23 protein-coding genes are annotated in these 18968 nt (G+C 51.6%); 12 read left to right on the top strand and 11 right to left on the bottom strand.

The window, feature by feature from the left end:
- Positions 1-451 precede the first annotated feature (451 nt).
- The gene (locus tag KE671_RS18685; RefSeq protein ID WP_206164096.1) at positions 452-1063 is read right to left on the bottom strand and encodes a DUF1062 domain-containing protein; all 612 of its coding nucleotides are present in this window, start codon (positions 1061-1063) and stop codon (positions 452-454) included.
- 290 nt (positions 1064-1353) lie between these two features.
- Here KE671_RS18685 and KE671_RS18680 point away from each other — a divergent pair, with 290 nt between their 5' ends.
- Entirely contained in the window at positions 1354-1605 is a 252-nt protein-coding gene (locus KE671_RS18680) for a zinc ribbon domain-containing protein (RefSeq protein WP_206164095.1), read from the top strand.
- 7 nt (positions 1606-1612) lie between these two features.
- On the top strand, positions 1613-2200 hold the full coding sequence (locus KE671_RS18675; RefSeq protein WP_206164094.1) for a dienelactone hydrolase family protein: 588 nt from the start codon (positions 1613-1615) through the stop codon (positions 2198-2200).
- Positions 2201-2215: 15 nt separating this feature from the next.
- Here the strand turns inward: KE671_RS18675 and KE671_RS18670 are convergent, their stop codons facing one another.
- Complete coding sequence (locus KE671_RS18670) at positions 2216-2689, bottom strand: methyltransferase family protein (protein WP_241029939.1); 474 nt, start codon at positions 2687-2689, stop codon at positions 2216-2218.
- A gap of 127 nt (positions 2690-2816) precedes the next feature.
- On the opposite strand from KE671_RS18670, the gene KE671_RS18665 reads away from it, so the two are divergent.
- Positions 2817-3149, top strand: coding sequence for a YegP family protein (locus tag KE671_RS18665; protein WP_206164093.1), 333 nt, complete (start codon positions 2817-2819; stop codon positions 3147-3149).
- Between the two features lie 48 nt (positions 3150-3197).
- Here KE671_RS18665 and KE671_RS18660 read toward each other — a convergent pair whose 3' ends face one another.
- From KE671_RS18660 to cynR, 4 genes are all read right to left on the bottom strand, one after another.
- A complete protein-coding gene (locus KE671_RS18660) occupies positions 3198-3920 on the bottom strand; it encodes an amino acid ABC transporter ATP-binding protein (protein ID WP_206164092.1) in 723 nt (240 codons plus the stop codon).
- A complete protein-coding gene (locus tag KE671_RS18655) occupies positions 3907-4671 on the bottom strand; it encodes an amino acid ABC transporter permease (protein ID WP_206164091.1) in 765 nt (254 codons plus the stop codon). The genes KE671_RS18660 and KE671_RS18655 overlap by 14 nt, the downstream gene beginning before the upstream one ends.
- A 66-nt stretch (positions 4672-4737) precedes the next feature.
- Entirely contained in the window at positions 4738-5505 is a 768-nt protein-coding gene (locus KE671_RS18650; RefSeq protein WP_042317722.1) for a basic amino acid ABC transporter substrate-binding protein, read from the bottom strand.
- A 105-nt stretch (positions 5506-5610) separates the two neighbouring features.
- Positions 5611-6504, bottom strand: a complete 894-nt coding sequence (gene cynR / locus KE671_RS18645) for a transcriptional regulator CynR (RefSeq protein WP_206164090.1) — start codon at positions 6502-6504, stop codon at positions 5611-5613.
- A gap of 110 nt (positions 6505-6614) precedes the next feature.
- Between cynR and KE671_RS18640 the strand changes: the two genes are divergently transcribed.
- The 4 genes from KE671_RS18640 (at position 6615) to KE671_RS18625 (ending at position 9474) form a co-directional block, all read left to right on the top strand.
- Positions 6615-7274 carry a carbonic anhydrase gene (locus tag KE671_RS18640; protein ID WP_206164089.1) on the top strand — a complete coding sequence of 220 codons (660 nt, stop codon included), beginning with the start codon at positions 6615-6617 and terminating at the stop codon, positions 7272-7274.
- A gap of 31 nt (positions 7275-7305) precedes the next feature.
- The gene (cynS, locus tag KE671_RS18635) at positions 7306-7776 is read left to right on the top strand and encodes a cyanase (RefSeq protein ID WP_206164088.1); all 471 of its coding nucleotides are present in this window, start codon (positions 7306-7308) and stop codon (positions 7774-7776) included.
- A gap of 61 nt (positions 7777-7837) precedes the next feature.
- On the top strand, positions 7838-8296 hold the full coding sequence (locus KE671_RS18630; RefSeq protein ID WP_206164087.1) for a nucleoside deaminase: 459 nt from the start codon (positions 7838-7840) through the stop codon (positions 8294-8296).
- 23 nt (positions 8297-8319) lie between these two features.
- Positions 8320-9474 (top strand): cyanate transporter, encoded by a 1155-nt coding sequence (locus KE671_RS18625; protein ID WP_206164381.1) that lies wholly within the window; start codon positions 8320-8322, stop codon positions 9472-9474.
- A gap of 152 nt (positions 9475-9626) precedes the next feature.
- Here KE671_RS18625 and KE671_RS18620 read toward each other — a convergent pair whose 3' ends face one another.
- A complete protein-coding gene (locus KE671_RS18620; protein ID WP_206164086.1) occupies positions 9627-9869 on the bottom strand; it encodes a DUF2545 family protein in 243 nt (80 codons plus the stop codon).
- A 422-nt stretch (positions 9870-10291) separates the two neighbouring features.
- Between KE671_RS18620 and lpxP the strand changes: the two genes are divergently transcribed.
- On the top strand, positions 10292-11212 hold the full coding sequence (lpxP, locus tag KE671_RS18615; RefSeq protein ID WP_206164085.1) for a kdo(2)-lipid IV(A) palmitoleoyltransferase: 921 nt from the start codon (positions 10292-10294) through the stop codon (positions 11210-11212).
- A 368-nt stretch (positions 11213-11580) separates the two neighbouring features.
- Complete coding sequence (gene ypdK / locus KE671_RS18610) at positions 11581-11652, top strand: membrane protein YpdK (protein WP_010723117.1); 72 nt, start codon at positions 11581-11583, stop codon at positions 11650-11652.
- A gap of 64 nt (positions 11653-11716) precedes the next feature.
- Here ypdK and alaC read toward each other — a convergent pair whose 3' ends face one another.
- Positions 11717-12955, bottom strand: a complete 1239-nt coding sequence (alaC, locus tag KE671_RS18605; protein ID WP_206164084.1) for an alanine transaminase — start codon at positions 12953-12955, stop codon at positions 11717-11719.
- 387 nt (positions 12956-13342) lie between these two features.
- On the opposite strand from alaC, the gene KE671_RS18600 reads away from it, so the two are divergent.
- Together KE671_RS18600 and KE671_RS18595 are read left to right on the top strand one after the other, a co-directional pair.
- A complete protein-coding gene (locus KE671_RS18600; RefSeq protein ID WP_206164083.1) occupies positions 13343-15040 on the top strand; it encodes a sensor histidine kinase in 1698 nt (565 codons plus the stop codon).
- Between the two features lie 14 nt (positions 15041-15054).
- On the top strand, positions 15055-15789 hold the full coding sequence (locus tag KE671_RS18595; RefSeq protein ID WP_206164082.1) for a LytR/AlgR family response regulator transcription factor: 735 nt from the start codon (positions 15055-15057) through the stop codon (positions 15787-15789).
- Positions 15790-15825: 36 nt separating this feature from the next.
- On the opposite strand, the gene KE671_RS18590 is transcribed toward KE671_RS18595, so the two are convergent.
- A complete protein-coding gene (locus tag KE671_RS18590; protein WP_206164081.1) occupies positions 15826-16308 on the bottom strand; it encodes a cold-shock protein in 483 nt (160 codons plus the stop codon).
- A 189-nt stretch (positions 16309-16497) separates the two neighbouring features.
- On the opposite strand from KE671_RS18590, the gene KE671_RS18585 reads away from it, so the two are divergent.
- Positions 16498-17196, top strand: coding sequence for an RluA family pseudouridine synthase (locus tag KE671_RS18585; RefSeq protein WP_206164080.1), 699 nt, complete (start codon positions 16498-16500; stop codon positions 17194-17196).
- Positions 17197-17203: 7 nt separating this feature from the next.
- Here the strand turns inward: KE671_RS18585 and KE671_RS18580 are convergent, their stop codons facing one another.
- Together KE671_RS18580 and glk are read right to left on the bottom strand one after the other, a co-directional pair.
- Positions 17204-17743 carry a DUF2058 domain-containing protein gene (locus tag KE671_RS18580; protein ID WP_206164079.1) on the bottom strand — a complete coding sequence of 180 codons (540 nt, stop codon included), beginning with the start codon at positions 17741-17743 and terminating at the stop codon, positions 17204-17206.
- 204 nt (positions 17744-17947) lie between these two features.
- Positions 17948-18913: a glucokinase gene (gene glk / locus KE671_RS18575; RefSeq protein ID WP_206164078.1), complete on the bottom strand. Its 966-nt coding sequence runs from the start codon at positions 18911-18913 to the stop codon at positions 17948-17950.
- Positions 18914-18968 lie beyond the last annotated feature (55 nt).

The raw sequence follows: 18968 nt of genomic DNA, 5'->3' as shown, positions 1-18968 counted from the left end.
GTCAATACAGGAGAAATGGGCAGATCGGGTATCTACGGCGGTTCTTAACTGCTTATATGAGCAAATTCTCAGTCGCACCTGATCTTTATTCCTATTTTATCGTGACTTACGTTATTCATCTGCTCTCAGTTTAAGAAGTGATTCCCGATATTTAAGAACATTAAAAATTATTAAACTGTCTTATCAGTGAGTTATCGAACACATATTTTCCGTATAGAGCGTGACAGGACAGGCATCGTTTTCCTGGCACTTGTGTAAGAGCACAGCAGATGGTTTCATGAACAAGAAAGCTAAGCTGTATCGCCGTCAGGGTTATCAGGAATACCGCCGCGCCCCCATTCACGCGGATCTGACGATGATTTACCTTGAAAAGCACCAGACAAGAACCTGATTCGGCGTTGCGTTTTCCACCAATTTTGACGCCCGCCTTGCTGGTCGGGCGTCGTCTGGTTTAGTGTTCCACTTCTATGTGAATTTTTCTGATCGCGTAAAACGCGTCCGGACTCATCCAAAACTCATGCGTCGTATCATGATTTTTGCGATTTTTAAGTTCACGCAGCGTAATGCCGCGGATCTTACCCTCGGCAACCCACCGCGCTATCTCCCCTGTACTGAGCCGCAACTGCTTTTTCATCACCGACAACAAACTGACCTGAAAGGCGATCGATAATCTGATACTCACCTTCAGTTGCTGATGCCGGACAAACGTCATCCGCCACTGCTCGCGAACAGCAAAGTCCGGGCTCCCGGAGAGTTCGGCATTATTTCGCTTCAAAATGTGGCGATCGTGAGCGAAAAGCAAGATCGCCTTTGCGTCATTGGCAACGATCCGCGCATAGAGATCGCGGTCAATACGACTGACAGGGAGTCGCGAGAACAGGCTGATATTCCAGGTATAATCACAGTGAAGACACTTATAGATGCTCCAGATATCCAGCAGCTTCTTTTGCGAATTCATTCTGAATGCCCCGGAGGGGATGAAATCGCGTTTGATATTGCAGGCAGGACAGCGCTTCGCGATGCGCTGATAGCCCACGGGACTGACGGTCCATATGACGTGCATGTTGACCCTTTTTTAACCCATACAAAAACGGATTCGTCCTGGACGAACCATGAATTTTGCTATGCGAAAAATATTTGAAGATATTTTTCAGTGGGTTAAGAAAAGATTTCCAGCACAACAATCCCTTGAGTCATCAATGAGGTAGTCAGACTAACAGACCCCCATTCTCTCAATACATAAACCAAATCAATATTTGTGACACAACTATCAGGGTTATTGATCTGGTATCGGATTCTTCTCGAAAAATAACCGTATATTTATTCATCCCCCCTGGACACAAGGAGCGTTAAATGTCACAGCAAGAATCGTTTTGTCACGCCTGCGGAATGCCGCTTTCCGCACCTGATGCCAAAGGAGCAAGCGATAAATACTGCGCGTATTGCAGTGATGCCGAAGGCAATCTGAAGCCGTGGGATGAGGCCGTTTCCGGTCTGGCGGGATTTCTTGATTCATGGCAAAAAGTTGGCCCCGAGGAGTCACGTAAACGCGCAATCCGGTATCTGACGTCCATGCCTGCCTGGGCACACAAAGCGGACGACTAAACCGCAGATGTCCAGCCAACGGTCAGATGCCGTCGTCATTCTGCATGAAATTTACGGCATCAATGCGCATATACAACGTACCGGCGATATGTGGCGAGCGCGTGGGTTCGAGGTTTATACTCCCGCGCTTTTCTCCCATGACAGTCCCTACAGTTATGCACAACAGGATGAAGCTTATCGCCATTTTTCAAACCACGTTGGTTTTGATCCGCAACCCATCTTAACGTTGCTTACCACACTACGTGCGCAACATCGCAAACTGATTGTCATCGGCTACAGCACCGGGGCAACGCTCGCCTGGCGAGTCGCAGGAAGCGGCTTGTGCGACGGGGTTATCTGTCATTATGGTTCTCGCATTCGTCAGTACAGCGATGAGTTACCGCACTGCCCTGCGCTGATGATCATGGCCCGCCACGAGCCGTCATTCGACCCTACGGTGCTACAACAGAAGCTGGAAACATTGCCCCTGGTCCAATGCCATATGTTCGATGCGCAGCACGGCTTTTGTGACGCGGACAGCCCCGGATACCTCGCATGGCAGGCGCGTCATGCTATCGCTGATGCTATCGCATTTGTTGACGCTGTCTGTGGATAGTCGACAGGGTTGCCTTTATAGCCAGCGGCGAACCTGTTTAGCGTAGTGTTCCCACTGCGTGCCAAAGCGCTTATGTAACTGGAACTCTTCAAAATCGATATGCAAGCGGGCCACCGCCAGCATAAAGAGCGGTACGGCAATCACGCCTGGCAGACTGCCCATCCAGAGCGCAACGGCAAGTTGCATCCCCGTCAGCCCAAGGTAAATCGGATTTCGGCTCCAGGCATAACAGCCATGCGTAATCAGGGTCGTCGTTTTATCCGCCTGAAGCGGATTGAGCGTGGTGCCATTCACATGCATATGCCATGCGGTCGTCAGGATGACGCCAAGGCTCACTGCGGCAATCGCCAGACTCGGCACCTGGGTGACCAGGCCAAAGGTAAAATGCGGATTTGCGGTCAGACAATCCCCCACAACAAAGATTAACAAAATAACCGGCGGCGGAAACCGACTTCTGATATTTGCGAGACGCATGTTGATCTGTTTCATTTCTCTCCTTTTGCACCACGACTATTTTGAGACTTTTCAGATCGCTTCGAATATTGCCTGAAAAATTATTAATAAACTATGCTCAATACGGTGCGGTAATTCCTGTCTTTTCAAAAAGGTGATAATTATGGCCGGTTGGTTTGAATTAAGTAAGAGTACAAACGATCAGTTCCGTTTTGTACTGAAAGCAGGTAATGGTGAGGCGATCCTTACGAGTGAACTGTATACCACGAAGGCGGCGGCAGAAAACGGCATTGCCTCTGTTCAGTCGAACAGTCCGCTGGACGAGCGCTACGACATGAAGACGGCGTCGAACGGTAAGTTCTTCTTCAATTTAAAAGCAGGCAATCATCAGATCATTGGCACCAGCCAGATGTATTCCTCTACGCAATCACGAGATGTGGGCATCGCGTCAGTAAAAACAAATGGCAGCAGCAAAACGATAAAAGAACAGCTCTGATTTTGATGTCATTGGCCAGATCGGATTATCCCGATCTGGCAGTTTATCTCAGAGAACTTTACTTAAAAATTCTGCCGTCCGCGGATTTGCTGGTGACGTAAAAAGCACGTCAGGCGATCCCTCTTCCTGGATAATACCGTGATCGATAAAGATGACCCGATCGGCCACTTCACGCGCGAACCCCATTTCGTGGGTGACAATCGCCATGGTCATCCCTTCATTAGCCAGGTTTTTCATGACTTCCAGTACATCCCCGACTAACTCCGGGTCCAGCGCCGACGTTGGCTCGTCGAACAGCATGATCGAGGGGTTCATTGCCAGCGCGCGGGCAATTGCCACGCGTTGCTGCTGACCGCCCGACAGGCGCGAAGGCCAGGCATCACGTTTATCACTTAATCCGACCTTTTCCAGCAGCATTTCCGCCCGGCTGATAGCGTCACTGCGGGAGAGTCCCAGCAGCATTTGCGGCGCCATCATCAGATTATCCAGCACCGTCATGTGCGGAAAAAGATTAAAACGCTGGAACACCATCCCCACGCTTTCACGCATTTTATTGAGATCGGTTTTGCGATCGTGAACGGCAAAACCATTTACCACCACTTCGCCTTCGGTGACCGTCTCAAGCGCGTTCATGCAGCGTAAGAAGGTGCTTTTCCCGGACCCTGACGGACCGATGATACACACCACTTCCTGCGGTTTGATATCACAGTCAATCCCGCGCAGAACGTGGTTGTCACCAAAATGTTTATGTAAATTTTTAATGTGGATCACTTTTACCAAACCTTTTTTCCAGACGGTTAACCAGCTGCGCCAGCAGGAAGGTGAGTACCCAGTACACCAGTGAAATAGTCAGGTAGGGTTCCCAGTAGGTTGCGTAAGCACCTGAAACCGTACGCGCCGCGTAGGCCAAATCGGCAAGCCCGATCGCCGAGGCGAGTGAGGAATCTTTAACAATCGCAATGGCGTTATTGCCCAGCGGTGGAAGAATACGGCGAAAAGCCTGAGGCAGAATAACTTTGCGCATGGTTTTCCACCACGGCATCCCCAGCGCTCGCGAAGCTTCCATCTGGCCGGGGTCAATCGACTGGATCCCCGCACGGAAAATCTCGGAAACATAGGCCCCGGCATTCAGCGTAATCGCCACAATACAGGATAAGAAAGCGCCGTAGCCCGAGCGCAATTCGCGGGCAAAATCGGCGCTCATCAGCCCGCCGGTGACCAGTATTCCGTCACGGGGATTGATGAACAACGGCACCAGCGCAAAATGGACAACCATAATCTGGACAAACAGTGGTGTTCCGCGAAAGGCGCTGACGTAGAAACGAACGGGATATTGCACAAGATAGCGGAGCGCATATTTCCAGAAGCCATGCTCGGCTTTTGCCATACGGCCCAGCCCCAGCGTCAGCCCCCAGAGTGTGCCAAGACAGACACAGATGATGGTACATTTTATGGTCATCCACGCGCCTTCCATAAATAATGGCGCATACTCCTGGATGATTTCCCAACGAAATCCCGTCATGGTTTTCCCCTGCAAAAAAGCTGACACAGACCGCGTGTCAGCCTAAAAATAAATGATTAATGCAAATTACTCTGATGGAAGCGTCGGGACTTCACTGTCAAACCAGGTTTTATAAATTTTATCGTAGGTACCGTCAGCGATGATTTTCTTCAATCCCGCGTTAATCTTTTGCTGTAATTCGGTATTCCCTTTGGCGACCGCGATACCAAAATACTGGCGCTCAAACTTGGCGTCCGGGACCAGCTTAAACTGCTTTTCTGGATGCTGCTTGATGTAGTATTTCACTACGCCAACATCGCCAACCGCCGCGCTGACGCCATCTTCAAACAATTCCTGCAACATTAACGGGGTATTATCGAAACGCTTAATCGCGGTGCTGTTTTTCCCGAGAACACCAGACACCACAATGTCGCCGGTGCTGGAGTTAACGACACCAACCTTTTCTGTCTTCAGCGAGTCCAGGGAGCTCACTTTTGAATCAGCCGGGACAACAATTGACTGCTCCGCCGGGAAGTAAGGAAGAGAAAAATCGACCATCTGCTTACGTTTATCCGTAATGGTGATCCCTGAGATAATGATATCGCGATCCCCGGACCCCAGCGTCGCGAAGATACCTTCCCACGGCGTGTTGACCAGTTTGACATCAAAATTTTCCGCTTTAGCGATAGCTTTAATAATATCGATATCAAAGCCTTCCAGCTGTTTCTGGCTGTTTTCAAATTCAAATGGGCGATAGGTGCCACCCGCGCCGACCACGTAAGTTTCTTGTGCTGCAAAAGCGGCCCCGGTCAACGCCATCATCAAACATCCTGCTTTTATCCACTGACTGAACATTCCCTTCTCCTTTATTTTTATGCACATTTACTGCATAAAAATACCCAAACTGATTTCCTTATGCAATCACTATCTGTTCCGCGATTTGCTTCATCAGATCCCCGCTTAGCTCGCCGTTGATATTGCCTTTGCGCCTTCCAGCGCCATCGCGACAAATGCCCTGGCGGCGGCGGTTCGCCAGGCACCTTTGCGCTGCATTAATACGGCTTTGCGTTCAAGAAGTTGCGGGGTCAGTGAAATCGCGTGTAGATCGTGACTTTGCGCAGCAACAGGTGCTGGCAGCAGCGTGGATAATCCCGTGCGCCGCACCAGTTCCAGCACCGCGCTGATAGAGTTGACTTCCATGAGGATCTGCGGCCGCAGTCCTGCCTGACGGCAGTAACGGTCAATCTGTTCCCGGGTCGCAAACTCAGCGTTCAATAAAATCAACTTTTCGTTATTGAGCACGCACAAATCCACTGACGCCTGCGCTGACAGCGGATGATGATTCGCCACGACCAGAGCCAGGTTTTCGCTCAGCAGCGGCTGTGCATCAATGTCCGCAGAGTGGACCTCATCGAAGGCAATACCGACATCCAGTTCGTCATTAACCAGCCTCTCTTCGATTCTGTCCTGTGATATTTCCTGTAGCTGTAAGGTCACATTGGGATAGCGGGCATAAAATTCAGCCAGCAATGGGCCGATAAACCAGGCGGTAAAAGTGGGCGTCACCGCCACGCGCAGAGACCCCCGGCTCAGATCCTCCACATCATGAATGGCGCGTTTGCCCTCTTCCAGTGCCTGTAACGCACTGCGCGCATAGCGCAGATAAACCTCACCTGCGTCGGTTAACCGGGTCATTCGCCCGCTGCGATCGAACAATTGAACACCCAGCGTCTCCTCCAGTTGCCTGATTTGCTGCGAAAGCGCCGGTTGCGAAACGTGTAGCGCCGCCGCAGCACGCGTGAATCCGTGATGCTCCGCCACGGCAAGAAAATAGTGGGTATGTCGATCCAGCATGGCTCTTACCTATAAGATTTTCCAATGCTCTGCATTATAAATGAGTCTTTTATCTTATGATACGAAGCGCGTAGCCTGTGTTCATCGCATAGCGAGACAGAGGATTATTCGTGAAAGAGATTATTGATGGCTTTCTGAAATTTCAGCGCAAGGTATTTCCTGAACGCGCAGAATTGTTCAGACGCCTTGCCACTCAGCAAAACCCCCGTGCGTTATTCATCTCCTGTTCGGACAGCCGTCTGGTTCCCGAACTGGTCACCCAGCGCGAGCCTGGCGATCTGTTCGTGATCCGCAACGCCGGCAATATTGTGCCGTCATATGGCCCGGAACCCGGTGGGGTGACCGCCTCGGTGGAATACGCCGTCTCTGCACTTCGTGTCACCGACATCGTTATCTGTGGGCACTCCGACTGTGGCGCGATGACGGCAATTGCCGGTTGTCACTGCCTGGACCACATGCCTGCCGTCGATCACTGGCTGCGCTATGCAGACTCCGCTCGCGTGGTTAACGAGTCACGAACACACGCCTCTCTGGCTGAGAAAACGGCCTCGATGGTACGTGAAAACGTCATCGCACAACTCGCCAACATTCAGACCCATCCTTCAGTGCGTCTCGCGCTTGAAGAAGGGCGCATTGCGCTCCACGGTTGGGTTTATGACATCGAGAGTGCAGAAATTGCCGCTTACGAGGGCACCAGCGGACGGTTTGTCTCTCTGGCGGAAAACCCTGACACCTGCGCGATGCCGTATCGCCAGTCATCCGCAGCCTGATCTTTTTTTAATCTATCAAAGAGGTTTCATCATGATTCAGTCGCAAATTAACCGTGATATTCGCCTGGCCCTGGCTGACCAGATCCTGCTGAGTAAAGCCAAACAAGATCTCACGTTTGCCCAACTTGCGGACGGCACCGGCTTATCCGAAGCCTTTGTCACCGCCGCACTGCTCGGCCAGCACGCCCTACCTGCCGATGCTGCGCGTCTTGTCGGTGAAAAACTGGCCCTCGACAGCGATGCGGTACTGCTGCTACAGACCATTCCACTGCGCGGCAGTATTGACGATCGCGTACCGACGGACCCGACGATGTACCGTTTCTATGAGATGTTGCAGGTTTACGGCACCACGCTGAAAGCGCTGGTTCACGAAAAATTTGGCGACGGCATTATTAGCGCCATTAATTTCAAGCTGGATGTTAAAAAAGTGGCCGATCCGGAAGGCGGCGAGCGCGCCGTGATCACACTGGATGGTAAGTATTTGCCAACGAAGCCATTTTAACCCAACAGAGCGATACGCACGGGCGTATCGTTTTTCTTTTCTCTGCTCACAGGAGTAAAGCATGTCTGCACATGACAATTACTTGCAACAGGCGCTGGCCCTGGCGGCCCGCAACGTTGAACAGGGTGGACGCCCGTTTGGCGCGGTCATCGTCCGTAACGGCAAAGCAATCGCCGAAGCCGTTAATACGCTGCATCTGGATGATGATCCCACCGGGCATGCGGAACTCAACGCCATTCGGGCGATTGCAGCCCATTCAGGCAGCGCGGCGCTACGCGAATGCGTGGTATACGCCAGTGGACAACCGTGCCCAATGTGTCTTAGCGCGATGTATCTCACCGGCGTAAAGGAAGTCTGGTTCGCTAACAGCAATGACGATGGCGAAACGTTCCGTCTCTCCACAGCAGCCATCTATCAGCAGCTACAGCAGCCTCTCGCTCAACAAACTTTGCCCGTTCATCATCTTCCACAACCTGATGGTCTGGCGGTGTATCAACGCTTCGCTGAAAAACAGTCATGAACAAAACTCCGCGCGTTGGCCTGATGCTGCTGGTTCTGGTGCTGATTGGCCTGAACATGCGTCCGCTGCTGACCTCTGTCGGCCCGCTTCTGCCACAGTTACGTACCGCCAGCGGCATGAGTTTTGCCGTGGCGTCGCTGCTTACAGCACTACCGATGATCGCCATGGGCGCTCTGGCGCTGGCCGGAGGGGGGATCAATCGCCATCTCAGCGAGCGTGTCAGCGTCGCCATAAGTTTGTTGATGGTGATGATCGGCGCGTTGCTTCGCGAACTGGCGCCGAACAGCGTTGTGCTGCTCAGCAGCGCTCTGCTGGGCGGTATTGGTATTGGGGTCATCCAGGTTGTAATGCCCACGGTGATTAAGCGACTTTTTCATCGTCGCATGCCGCAGGTGATGGGACTCTGGTCGGCCGCATTGATGGGTGGTGGGGGGCTGGGCGCGGCGCTGACTCCCTGGATCGCGCAACACAGCGAACTCTGGCACCGCTCGCTGGCATGGTGGGCCCTGCCCGCGCTGATTGCCCTGGTTGGCTGGCTGGCGCAGCGTCGCACGGCAGAAATGCCGCCGCCTCATGCGAACAATGCTGTCACACGCGTCGTACTCAATCCGCGCGCCTGGACGCTGGGACTCTATTTTGGCGTGATTAATGGCGGTTACGGCAGCCTGATTGCCTGGCTGCCGCCGTACTATATTCAGTTGGGCGAAAGTGCGCAGTTCAGCGGCACGCTGTTGGCGCTGATGACCGTCGGTCAGACGGCCGGAGCGCTAATATTGCCAATGCTCGCCCATCATCAGGATCGCCGTAATCTTCTGCTTTGCACGCTGGCACTACAAATGCTTGGTTTTTGTGGTTTTATCCTCTGGCCAACGCAACTGCCGATACTCTGGGCCGTGGTTTGCGGTATCGGCCTGGGCGGCGCCTTCCCTTTATGTCTGGTACTGGCGCTCGACCATGCCAAACATCCGGTAGTATCGGGTAAATTAGTCGCTTTCATGCAGGGAATTGGTTTTATTATCGCCGGCCTCTCTCCCTGGCTCTCCGGTCTTTTGCGTAGCCTGAGCGGCAATTATTGGCTTGACTGGACGTTCCACGCCCTCTGTGTGGCCGGGCTGATGGCGCTCACGCTGCGTTTCGTGCCCGCACGCTATCCACAGGAATGGTCAGCCGCCGAGTAAGACGTGGAAAGACAGAGGGAAGATGAATTTACCAGGTCGTTCCTGTAAAGCCTGACAACGAAAGTGCCAGTTGACTGGCACTTTTTCATACGACGCGTTACCTGGTATTAAAAATGGCGCGGCTCAATATTAATGATTTATTGCCAGGCCAATTAACGTTTACCGTATCCCACCATAAAACGAATGATCAGACCGCAGGCAGGTGAAAGAAAAAGAAACAATCCAGTGACCATTTCATCACCAGCAGTCAACCACATGGTGGCGTAGTATATCAGCACCGCCAGGATGATCATGCCGATAAACGCGCTAATGGCTGATTTCCAGCCTAAAACCTGCGCGATATAACCACTGACAGCCAGGATACTCGCGAGCAGAAAGGCTAAAAAAAAGATCATCGCCGTCCCTCCTTTTTGCATGAACTTCGAATGTAAATCCTTACTCTCCTTATATTTTCAATCATATGCTAACGCAGCCCCTCAGGCAAATATCACAACTTTTTTATAACAAATACAATTATGCGAATATTCCGCATTGTGATTTTCTAACCTTATTAAAAACAACCAATTAATCACCACGCCATTATTTTCTATGCGCATTGCAAATATTTACGCTTCTTGATTAATTATTTCTGGCTGACATTAATCTCCTGATGGTACATTATGTGTCCAGCATTCATGCCCCTCGTGGTTTTATCCTGACGCAGTTTTACACTCTTTGCAGGAACCATTGTCGTACATGATGGCCTAAGACATTGAGTGTACCGCGTTGGAGAATACGTCTTCTGCGATACAAAAATGAGTATCTATAGAAGGTAATTATGTTCCCAACATGCAAATTTTCCCGCGAGTTTCTGCATCCGCGTTACTGGCTCACCTGGTTTGGTCTCGGTGTGCTCTGGTTATTGGTGCAACTGCCCTACCCGGTTCTGTGCTTTCTCGGCACCCGGACGGGTACGCTGGCACGCCCCTTCCTGAAACGTCGCGAGTCCATTGCACGTAAAAACCTTGAGCTTTGCTTCCCGTCTTATTCTTCTGAACAACGAGAAAAGATGATCGAAGAGAATTTCCGTTCTCTCGGGATGGCACTGCTTGAAACCGGTATGGCCTGGTTCTGGCCGGATCGTCGCGTGCGTAAATGGTTTGATGTTGAGGGACTGGATAACCTGCAACGCGCACAGGCGCAAAACCGCGGCGTAATGGTCGTTGGCGTTCACTTTATGTCACTGGAGCTGGGTGGTCGTGTGATGGGGCTTTGCCAGCCGATGATGGCTACCTATCGTCCGCACAACAATCCGCTTATGGAATGGGTGCAGACACGTGGACGGATGCGTTCGAATAAAGCCATGATCGGCAGAAACAATCTTCGCGGTATCGTGAGCGCCCTGAAAAAAGGTGAAGCGGTCTGGTTTGCACCTGACCAGGATTACGGCCCGAAAGGCAGTTCTTTTGCTCCGTTCTTTGCCGTTAAAAACGTGGCGACCACTAACGGTACCTATGTATTGTCGCGTCTGTCCGGTTCCGCGATGCTCACCGTGACGATGGTCAGAAAAGCCGGTAACTGCGGCTACCGTTTGTATATCACCCCAGAGATGCAAGGCTATCCGGCGGATGAAAGCCAGGCCGCCGCCTATATGAACAAGATTATTGAGAATGAGATCATGCGCGCACCCGAGCAGTATCTCTGGATCCACCGCCGTTTTAAAACCCGTCCAATGGGTGAAGCCTCGCTCTATCTTTAAAAAGGCCGCAAGGCCTTTTCTTTGCCTGTTATCCACTAATAACCTTGATTAATTTAGGGTTTTTATCGTCGTATTTCGAACAGTAAATCGCGTCGCTCAATAGTGATTTATTACCCTCTGCAATTATACTGTCGCCGAATCCCGACAGTGGTAAGTTACTAAAAGTAAATAAAAAAATGCCTCTTGTCTCGCCTCATTTTTAGGCGTACATTAGCGCCGTCTGGAGCAGTCAACGCACAGAATTCTGAGGTGATACCGCAGACGAAACAGGGAATATTCCGGGTTTCGTTTTTACCGGTCTCAGCTCTCTATAATCAGATGAGATGAAATTCATTCAGGCGTATCAGTTATTGCGCGGAGAGATGAAAGTGAAATATTTCTTTATGGGCATTTCTTTTATGGTCATCGTTTGGGCCGGTACGTTTGCTCTGATGATCTAAAGACAACAATGCAGCAAAAAACAGGAGCCGATGGCTCCTGTTTGCGTCTGGAAGGACAGGGATTTTACTCAAGTGTCTCAGAGGTTGATTTCGTCCCGGCCGGCAGCAAGCCATCGGCGCGGAACATGGATTTAATCCCTCTGATCGCCTGACGAATACGATCGCGGTTCTCAATCAGCGCAAAGCGAACATGGGTATCACCGTAATCCCCAAAACCAATGCCTGGCGACACACACACTTTAGCGTCATTCAGTAGCTTCTTAGCAAAGTCCAAAGACCCCATCCCGGCATACTGTTCCGGGATTTTCGCCCACACGTACATTGAAGCCTTCGGCATGTCGACCATCCACCCGGCCTCATGCAATCCTTTCACCAGCACATCGCGACGACGCTTATACTGCTCGGCGATATCCCTTACGCACTGCTGATCGCCTTCCAGCGCAGCAATCGCAGCCACCTGCAGCGGAGTAAATGTACCGTAGTCGTGATAGCTTTTAATCCGCGCCAGCGCGTTAACCAGCGTTTTGTTACCGACCATGAAGCCGATGCGCCAGCCGGCCATGTTGTAGCTTTTAGACAAAGTGAAAAACTCTACCGCCACGTCACGTGCGCCCGGAACCTGCATGATGGACGGCGCTTTCCAGCCGTCGTAAACGATATCGGCGTAAGCCAGATCGTGCACCACCAGCACATCGTAGCGCTTCGCCAGCGCGACCACTTTCTCAAAAAATTCTAACTCAACGCACTGCGCCGTCGGGTTGGACGGGAAACCAAGGATCATCATCTTCGGCTTCGGATAACTTTCGCGAATCGCACGTTCCAGTTCGTTGAAGAAATCGATACCTTCCACCAGCGGAACAGAGCGCACCTGCGCGCCGGCAATCACCGCGCCGTAAATATGGATGGGGTAGCTGGGGTTCGGCACCAGCACTGTATCACCGTGATCGAGCGTAGCCAGCATCAGATGCGCCAGCCCCTCTTTTGAGCCAATGGTGACTATCGCTTCAGATTCCGGATCGATATCGACATCATAGCGTTCCTGATACCACCGGGAGATAGCCCGACGCAACCGCGGAATACCGCGAGAGGTGGAGTAACCGTGCGTATCCGGGCGCTGCGCTACGGTGCACAGTTTTTCGACGATGTGAGGCGGCGTCGCGCCGTCCGGATTCCCCATGCTGAAGTCGATAATATCTTCACCGCGTCGACGCGCAGCCATCTTCAGTTCAGCCGTGATGTTAAAAACGTAGGGGGGAAGACGATCAATTCGCGTAAAACGACGTTCAGGGCGAGAGTCAGCCATAATTTCCTCATATTCACGTTAGCGCCCGGACCGTCCGAGCGACGCTGCCACGATGGTGGCATGTCTAGAAAATAGCCTGATTAAAATCCTTCTGTCGAGAGGAAAAGGAAAATATTTATTCGGCCAAAAAAAGAGGAACAACAATTTTAAAAGGGGAAGAAATGGATTTTTGACGCCTTTTATTATTACCTTTCAATAACATTTTGTTGGCATGGCAGTAACCATGCGAGCGGGCATTTTATGAGATGTATTGTAAATACACCAATCCTTCCTCAATCCCCTTTTAAAACTATGGTTTTTCCTCATTAGCCACAAGATCTCAGCAGGCTGGTCATCCGTCCTGCGGTTACCTATCATAATGCTTTAATCCTTTGGTAAGAGTCCCTCGTGCACGAAATATTTACCATGCTGCTGGCCGTATTTGACCGCGCAGCGCTGATGCTATTCTGCCTGTTCTTTCTCATCCGCATCCGCCTGTTTCGCGAGCTGCTGCATAAATCTGCCCATACACCAAAGGAACTGCTCGCCGTCACCGCGATTTTTTCGATGTTCGCGTTGTTCAGCACCTGGTCCGGCGTACCGGTAGAGGGATCGCTGGTGAACGTGCGGATCATTGCCGTGATGTCCGGCGGCATTTTGTTTGGTCCGTGGGTGGGTATTATTACGGGGGCGATCGCCGGGACGCACCGTTACCTGATCGATATTGGCGGCGTGACGGCAATCCCCTGCTTCATCACCAGTATTCTGGCAGGCTGCCTCGCCGGCTGGATTAACCGTAAGATCCCCAAGACCCAGCACTGGCGCGCCGGGATTTTAGGCGGCATGCTTTGTGAAACGCTGACGATGATCCTGGTGGTCCTCTGGGCACCTACCACTGAACTGGGGCTGGATATCGTCTCGAAAATCGGTATTCCAATGATCCTCGGCAGCGTCTGTATCGGGTTTATCGTGCTGCTGGTTCAGAGCGTTGAGGGGGAGAAAGAAGCGAGTGCCGCACGACAGGCCAAGCTGGCGCTGGACATCGCCAATAAAACCCTGCCTCTGTTTCGCCATGTCAACAGCGAATCATTGCGTCAGATCTGCGAAATCATTCGTCACGACATTCACGCCGATGCAGTCGCTATTACCAATACCCAGCATGTGCTGGCCTACGTCGGCGTCGGGGAAACGAACTACCGCCACCATGATGACTTCATTAGTCCAACGACCCAGCAGTCGATCAATTATGGAAAAATCATTATTAAAAACAATGATGAAGCGCACCGAACGCCGGAGATCCACTCCATGCTGGTCATTCCATTGTGGGAAAAAGGGGTGGTGACCGGCACGCTAAAAATTTACTACTGCCACGCCCATCAGATCACCTCATCATTACAGGAGATGGCGGTGGGTCTGTCGCAGATTATCTCGACCCAGCTCGAAGTATCCCGCACCGAGCAATTACGGGAGATGGCAAATAAGGCAGAGCTACGTGCGCTGCAAAGTAAAATTAATCCTCATTTCTTGTTTAATGCGCTGAACGCGATTTCGTCATCGATTCGACTTAATCCGGACACCGCCCGTCAGCTCATTTTTAATTTGTCGCGTTATCTGCGCTATAACATTGAGTTAAAGGATGACGAGCAGATCGATATCAAAAAAGAGCTGTATCAAATCAAGGACTACATTGCCATTGAACAGGCCCGTTTTGGCGACAAACTCACCGTGATTTATGATATTGATGAAGAGGTCAACTGCTCCATCCCCAGCCTGCTGATACAACCGTTAGTGGAGAACGCCATCGTCCACGGCATTCAGCCCTGTAAGGGGAAAGGCGTCGTAACGATTAGCGTTGCCGAATGTGGCAACCGGGTGCGCATTGCCGTAAGGGATACTGGCCACGGTATCGATCCGAAAGTGATCGAGCGCGTGGAATCCGACGAAATGCCGGGCAATAAAATAGGCCTGCTTAATGTCCATCATCGCGTTAAGCTGTTATATGGTGAAGGCCTGCATATTCGCCGACTGGAACCTGGCACTGAGATCGCCTTCTACGTACCCAACCATCACGCGGCGACCGCGACGCCCGCCACGTTATTGCTTTAAGCCGGAGTAACACAGTGAAAGTCATCATCGTTGAAGATGAATTCCTTGCCCAACAGGAACTCAGTTGGCTGATTAAAGAACATAGCCAGATGGAGATTATCGGGACGTTTGACGACGGTCTGGATGTACTCAAGTTTCTGCAGCATCATCGCGTCGACGCCATTTTTCTCGATATTAATATTCCGTCTCTGGACGGCGTTTTGCTGGCGCAAAATATCAGTCAGTTCGCCCATAAACCGTTTATTGTGTTTATTACCGCGTGGAAGGAACATGCCGTTGAAGCGTTCGAGCTGGAAGCCTTTGACTACATTCTTAAACCATATCAGGAATCGCGGATTGTCGGAATGCTGCAAAAACTGGAGGCGGCCTGGCATCAACAACAATCCGGCGCCGCTGCGGTTGGCCCCGTCACACGTGAAAACGACACCATTAACCTGATCAAAGATGAACGGATCATCGTTACCCCGATCAACGACATTTATTACGCTGAAGCGCATGAGAAAATGACGTTTGTTTATACGCGGCGGGAGTCGTACGTGATGCCCATCAATATCACCGAGTTCTGCAATAAACTGCCGCCCTCGCATTTTTTCCGCTGCCACCGCTCGTTCTGCGTCAACCTGAACAAGATTCGCGAGATCGAACCGTGGTTTAACAATACTTATATTCTGCGGCTCAAGGATCTGGAATTTGAAATACCCGTAAGCCGCAGTAAGGTGAAAGAATTCCGGCAGCTAATGCATCTGTAGTCGTCTGAATTGTGCTGTCGACAGGCAGCGCAGAAATCAGACTTTGAGCATTTTGACTGTGGACTCAATATCAATCTCATCTTCCGAAAAAATTAACGTTGTGCCCTGGAAAGTCGTGATCGCCAGTTTTTTTACCGTGCGCATTTCACCGGGTTTCGCCGTGGTTTTCGGTCTGATACTGTTCATCAGCAGCCCGACAGAAAGTACCGCATTTTCTTTATCGATCGGCGTATCGGCCGGGATCTCTTCGCTGAACACCACGAATGACTTAATCGAGGTGAGCTTCAGGCGCTCGCCCGCGATATAGATATATTTGCTGTCCGGCACAACCTTCACCGCATACGCGGAAAGACCTTTGCTGTTGGTGGTCGGTTCAAAGGTTACCGCCGCATCTTTCTTGAGAAGCTCTGGGTTGGCAACCTTAATCACATGAAAATAGCGATTATCGCCGTTCTCATCTTTGATAAATCCAAAACCTTTATCTTTAAACCACGTTGTGATTGTTCCGTTCATCGCCATTACCGTCTGGTTAATCTACTCAATTTTTTGCAGCGCGCAGTGTAAAGCACAATGCCTGCGCAAACCACGTCTTTGGGTTAAGTCTGGATGATAAATTTCAGCGACGCGAAGGAAAGTGGAGTCGCCGTCATTCGCCGACTGGCTGAAAATGGGTTATCATCCGCCCCCACTTTCTCGTCGGGCAGTCTGATGTCTACGATTATTGATACCTTTATTGCCCCACTGTGCGACGCCGGGATAGAGATGCTCTATCAGGACGAGCACCTGCTGTTAATCAATAAACCCAGCGGACTGCTCAGTCTGTCAGGGAAGAATCCGCAGAATCTCGATTCGGTACACTATCGGCTGGTTCAGCAATTTCCTGGCTGCTCGCTGGTCCACCGTCTGGATTTTGGCACGTCCGGGCTGATGGTGGTGGCGCGTAATAAGGCGATCAATGCCGCCCTCTGCCACCAGTTCAGCCAACGCACCGTCAATAAAGTCTACAGTGCGTTGCTCTGCGGACATCTGAACGCTGACGAGGGGGTGATTGATGCACCGATAGCCAAAGATCCGGCACGGTTTCCGCTGATGTCGATTTGCCCGCTCAAGGGCAAACCCGCACGATCTCGCTATCAGGTCGTTGAGCGTGTTATCCGGCAACTGGCCGATGGATCTATACTGCCGTTGACACGGGTCCAGCTTACACCGGAGACCGGACGCACGCATCAGCTACGCATTCACTGCCAGTTATTGGGGCACCCCATTCTGGGCTGCGACCTGTACGGCGGTCGCCTGCTGCCCGGTACAGAACAAACCACGCGACTGATGCTACACGCCAGCGAATTACGCTTTACTCACCCCATTAGCGGGGAACGCATCAACGCGCATCACGCCGCGCCGTTCTGAACGCGACTTACCACATCAGATCATCAGGTACTTTAAAATCAGCATACGGATCGTCTTCATCCTGCTCTTCCTTACTCAGCGCGCTGTGCAATACGATGCTGTTTGCATCACGCTGCGCAATTTTATCGGCGACGCTGGCCGGGATAATCGCGTATTCGCTCTCGCCGCTGTTATCGGTAGACAAACGCGCAATGGCCAGACGTCCGTTGATCAACTGCGTCTGGGTCGGCTTATCGACGTAGATTTTCTTGATGAGATTGTTATCGGTGAAGTTAAAGCCAATGTCACCTTTTGCGACAGTGATCCGATTCATTTCAATCAGTTGCTTCACCTGGGCTTTAAACTCTTTCGCCAGCGTCGCCTGTTTTTGCTGCTCACTGAGCTGTTTGTCACGCTCAAGCTGCGCCTTTTTATTTTCTTGGACCGCCTCTCTTGCCTCACGAGCCTGCACGCGTGATTTCTTAGCCGTTCTCTGGACTTTCGCCATCTTTTTGCTGGTTACTAAACCCGCTTTGAGCATCTGCTCTTGTAAGGTAAGTTTCGTCATCTTTGCTTATAAACCTGTGGAATGATGTCTGAGATTATACCTGCAATTTTTGCGGCGATACCAGTTGGCAGACGCGCTTTACGGGGCTCGTTGTGATCGGACAGGGTGACGCATGCTGCCCGGTAATTAACAATGGATCCGTGTGACGCAGAAAACAGAGACAAAAAAACCGCGTGAGACACGCGGTTTCCTGTTGAACGAGGCTTATAGAATCTGGCCTAAGGTCTGGCGCAAGTGCGCACCGGAACCGAGCAGGCCAGGGTTGTCGTGAACTATCAGATATACCGGAATATCCTGAACGTAGGCCTTAAAGCGACCTTTATCTTCAAACCCCCCACGGAATCCCGAGGCTTTGAAGAACTCCAGGAAGCGCGGCACGATGCCACCGGCAATGTAGACGCCGCCAAAGGTGCCCAGCGTTAACGCCAGATCGCCGCCAAAGCGTCCCATGATCACGCAGAACAGCGACAGTGCGCGACGGCAGTCCGTGCAACTGTCGGCCAGCGCGCGTTCGGTAATATCCTTTGGCTGCAGATTCTCCGGCAGACGTCCATCGGATTTAACGATCGCGCGGTACAAATTCACCAGCCCCGGCCCCGACAGTACGCGCTCCGCAGAGACGTGACCAATCTCAGCGCGCAGGACCTCGAGGATGATTGCCTCTTCTTCGCTGTTCGGCGCGAAATCGACATGCCCCCCCTCGCCCGGCAGACTGACCCAGCGTTTATCAATATGAACCAGATGCGATACTCCCAGACCGGTGCCCGCACCATAAACCGCGATAGGTTTCCCCTCAACCGGTTCCGCGCCGCCAAACTGGATCAGATGCTCTTTTTTCAGCATCGGGATCGCCATCGACACAGCGGTGAAATCATTGATGATTTCCAGATGGCTGAAACCGAGGTTTTTTTTCATTTCCGCAATAGAAAACGCCCAGGTATGGTTGGTCATCGCAACCCAGTCACCCGTAATCGGGCAGGCGATCGCGATACAGCCAGCGTCCACTTTCACTTTGTGCTCATCGAGGTAAACGCGCACGACGGCTTCCAGACTGGGATAGTCCAGACCGGAATAGGTTTTGGCCTGCGAGATGTCACCGCTGTCGATATCACACAGAGCAAGACGGGCGTTGGTGCCGCCGACATCACCTACTAAAGCATACTTTGTCATTCTTCTACTGCTCCGCTAAAGTCAAAATAAGTCTTTGCCACACTGTAAATATACG

The sequence above is a fragment of the Citrobacter amalonaticus genome, from assembly GCF_018252635.1.
In the GTDB taxonomy this organism is placed as follows: Bacteria; Pseudomonadota; Gammaproteobacteria; order Enterobacterales; family Enterobacteriaceae; genus Citrobacter_A; species Citrobacter_A amalonaticus_E.
This window is presented reverse-complemented; position numbering and strand designations above follow the sequence as displayed.

Coding starts and splice junctions, on each gene's coding strand:
- KE671_RS18655 (WP_206164091.1), bottom strand. CDS start 4,671: ATGACGGGATTTCGTTGGGAAATCATCCAGGAGTATGCGCCATTATTT.
- KE671_RS18590 (WP_206164081.1), bottom strand. CDS start 16,308: ATGGCGATGAACGGAACAATCACAACGTGGTTTAAAGATAAAGGTTTT.
- lpxP (WP_206164085.1), top strand. CDS start 10,292: ATGTTCCCAACATGCAAATTTTCCCGCGAGTTTCTGCATCCGCGTTAC.
- cynS (WP_206164088.1), top strand. CDS start 7,306: ATGATTCAGTCGCAAATTAACCGTGATATTCGCCTGGCCCTGGCTGAC.
- KE671_RS18665 (WP_206164093.1), top strand. CDS start 2,817: ATGGCCGGTTGGTTTGAATTAAGTAAGAGTACAAACGATCAGTTCCGT.
- KE671_RS18585 (WP_206164080.1), top strand. CDS start 16,498: ATGTCTACGATTATTGATACCTTTATTGCCCCACTGTGCGACGCCGGG.
- KE671_RS18580 (WP_206164079.1), bottom strand. CDS start 17,743: ATGACGAAACTTACCTTACAAGAGCAGATGCTCAAAGCGGGTTTAGTA.
- KE671_RS18650 (WP_042317722.1), bottom strand. CDS start 5,505: ATGTTCAGTCAGTGGATAAAAGCAGGATGTTTGATGATGGCGTTGACC.
- KE671_RS18675 (WP_206164094.1), top strand. CDS start 1,613: ATGTCCAGCCAACGGTCAGATGCCGTCGTCATTCTGCATGAAATTTAC.
- glk (WP_206164078.1), bottom strand. CDS start 18,913: ATGACAAAGTATGCTTTAGTAGGTGATGTCGGCGGCACCAACGCCCGT.
- alaC (WP_206164084.1), bottom strand. CDS start 12,955: ATGGCTGACTCTCGCCCTGAACGTCGTTTTACGCGAATTGATCGTCTT.
- KE671_RS18630 (WP_206164087.1), top strand. CDS start 7,838: ATGTCTGCACATGACAATTACTTGCAACAGGCGCTGGCCCTGGCGGCC.
- KE671_RS18670 (WP_241029939.1), bottom strand. CDS start 2,689: ATGAAACAGATCAACATGCGTCTCGCAAATATCAGAAGTCGGTTTCCG.
- KE671_RS18625 (WP_206164381.1), top strand. CDS start 8,320: ATGCTGCTGGTTCTGGTGCTGATTGGCCTGAACATGCGTCCGCTGCTG.
- KE671_RS18680 (WP_206164095.1), top strand. CDS start 1,354: ATGTCACAGCAAGAATCGTTTTGTCACGCCTGCGGAATGCCGCTTTCC.
- KE671_RS18685 (WP_206164096.1), bottom strand. CDS start 1,063: ATGCACGTCATATGGACCGTCAGTCCCGTGGGCTATCAGCGCATCGCG.
- cynR (WP_206164090.1), bottom strand. CDS start 6,504: ATGCTGGATCGACATACCCACTATTTTCTTGCCGTGGCGGAGCATCAC.
- KE671_RS18620 (WP_206164086.1), bottom strand. CDS start 9,869: ATGATCTTTTTTTTAGCCTTTCTGCTCGCGAGTATCCTGGCTGTCAGT.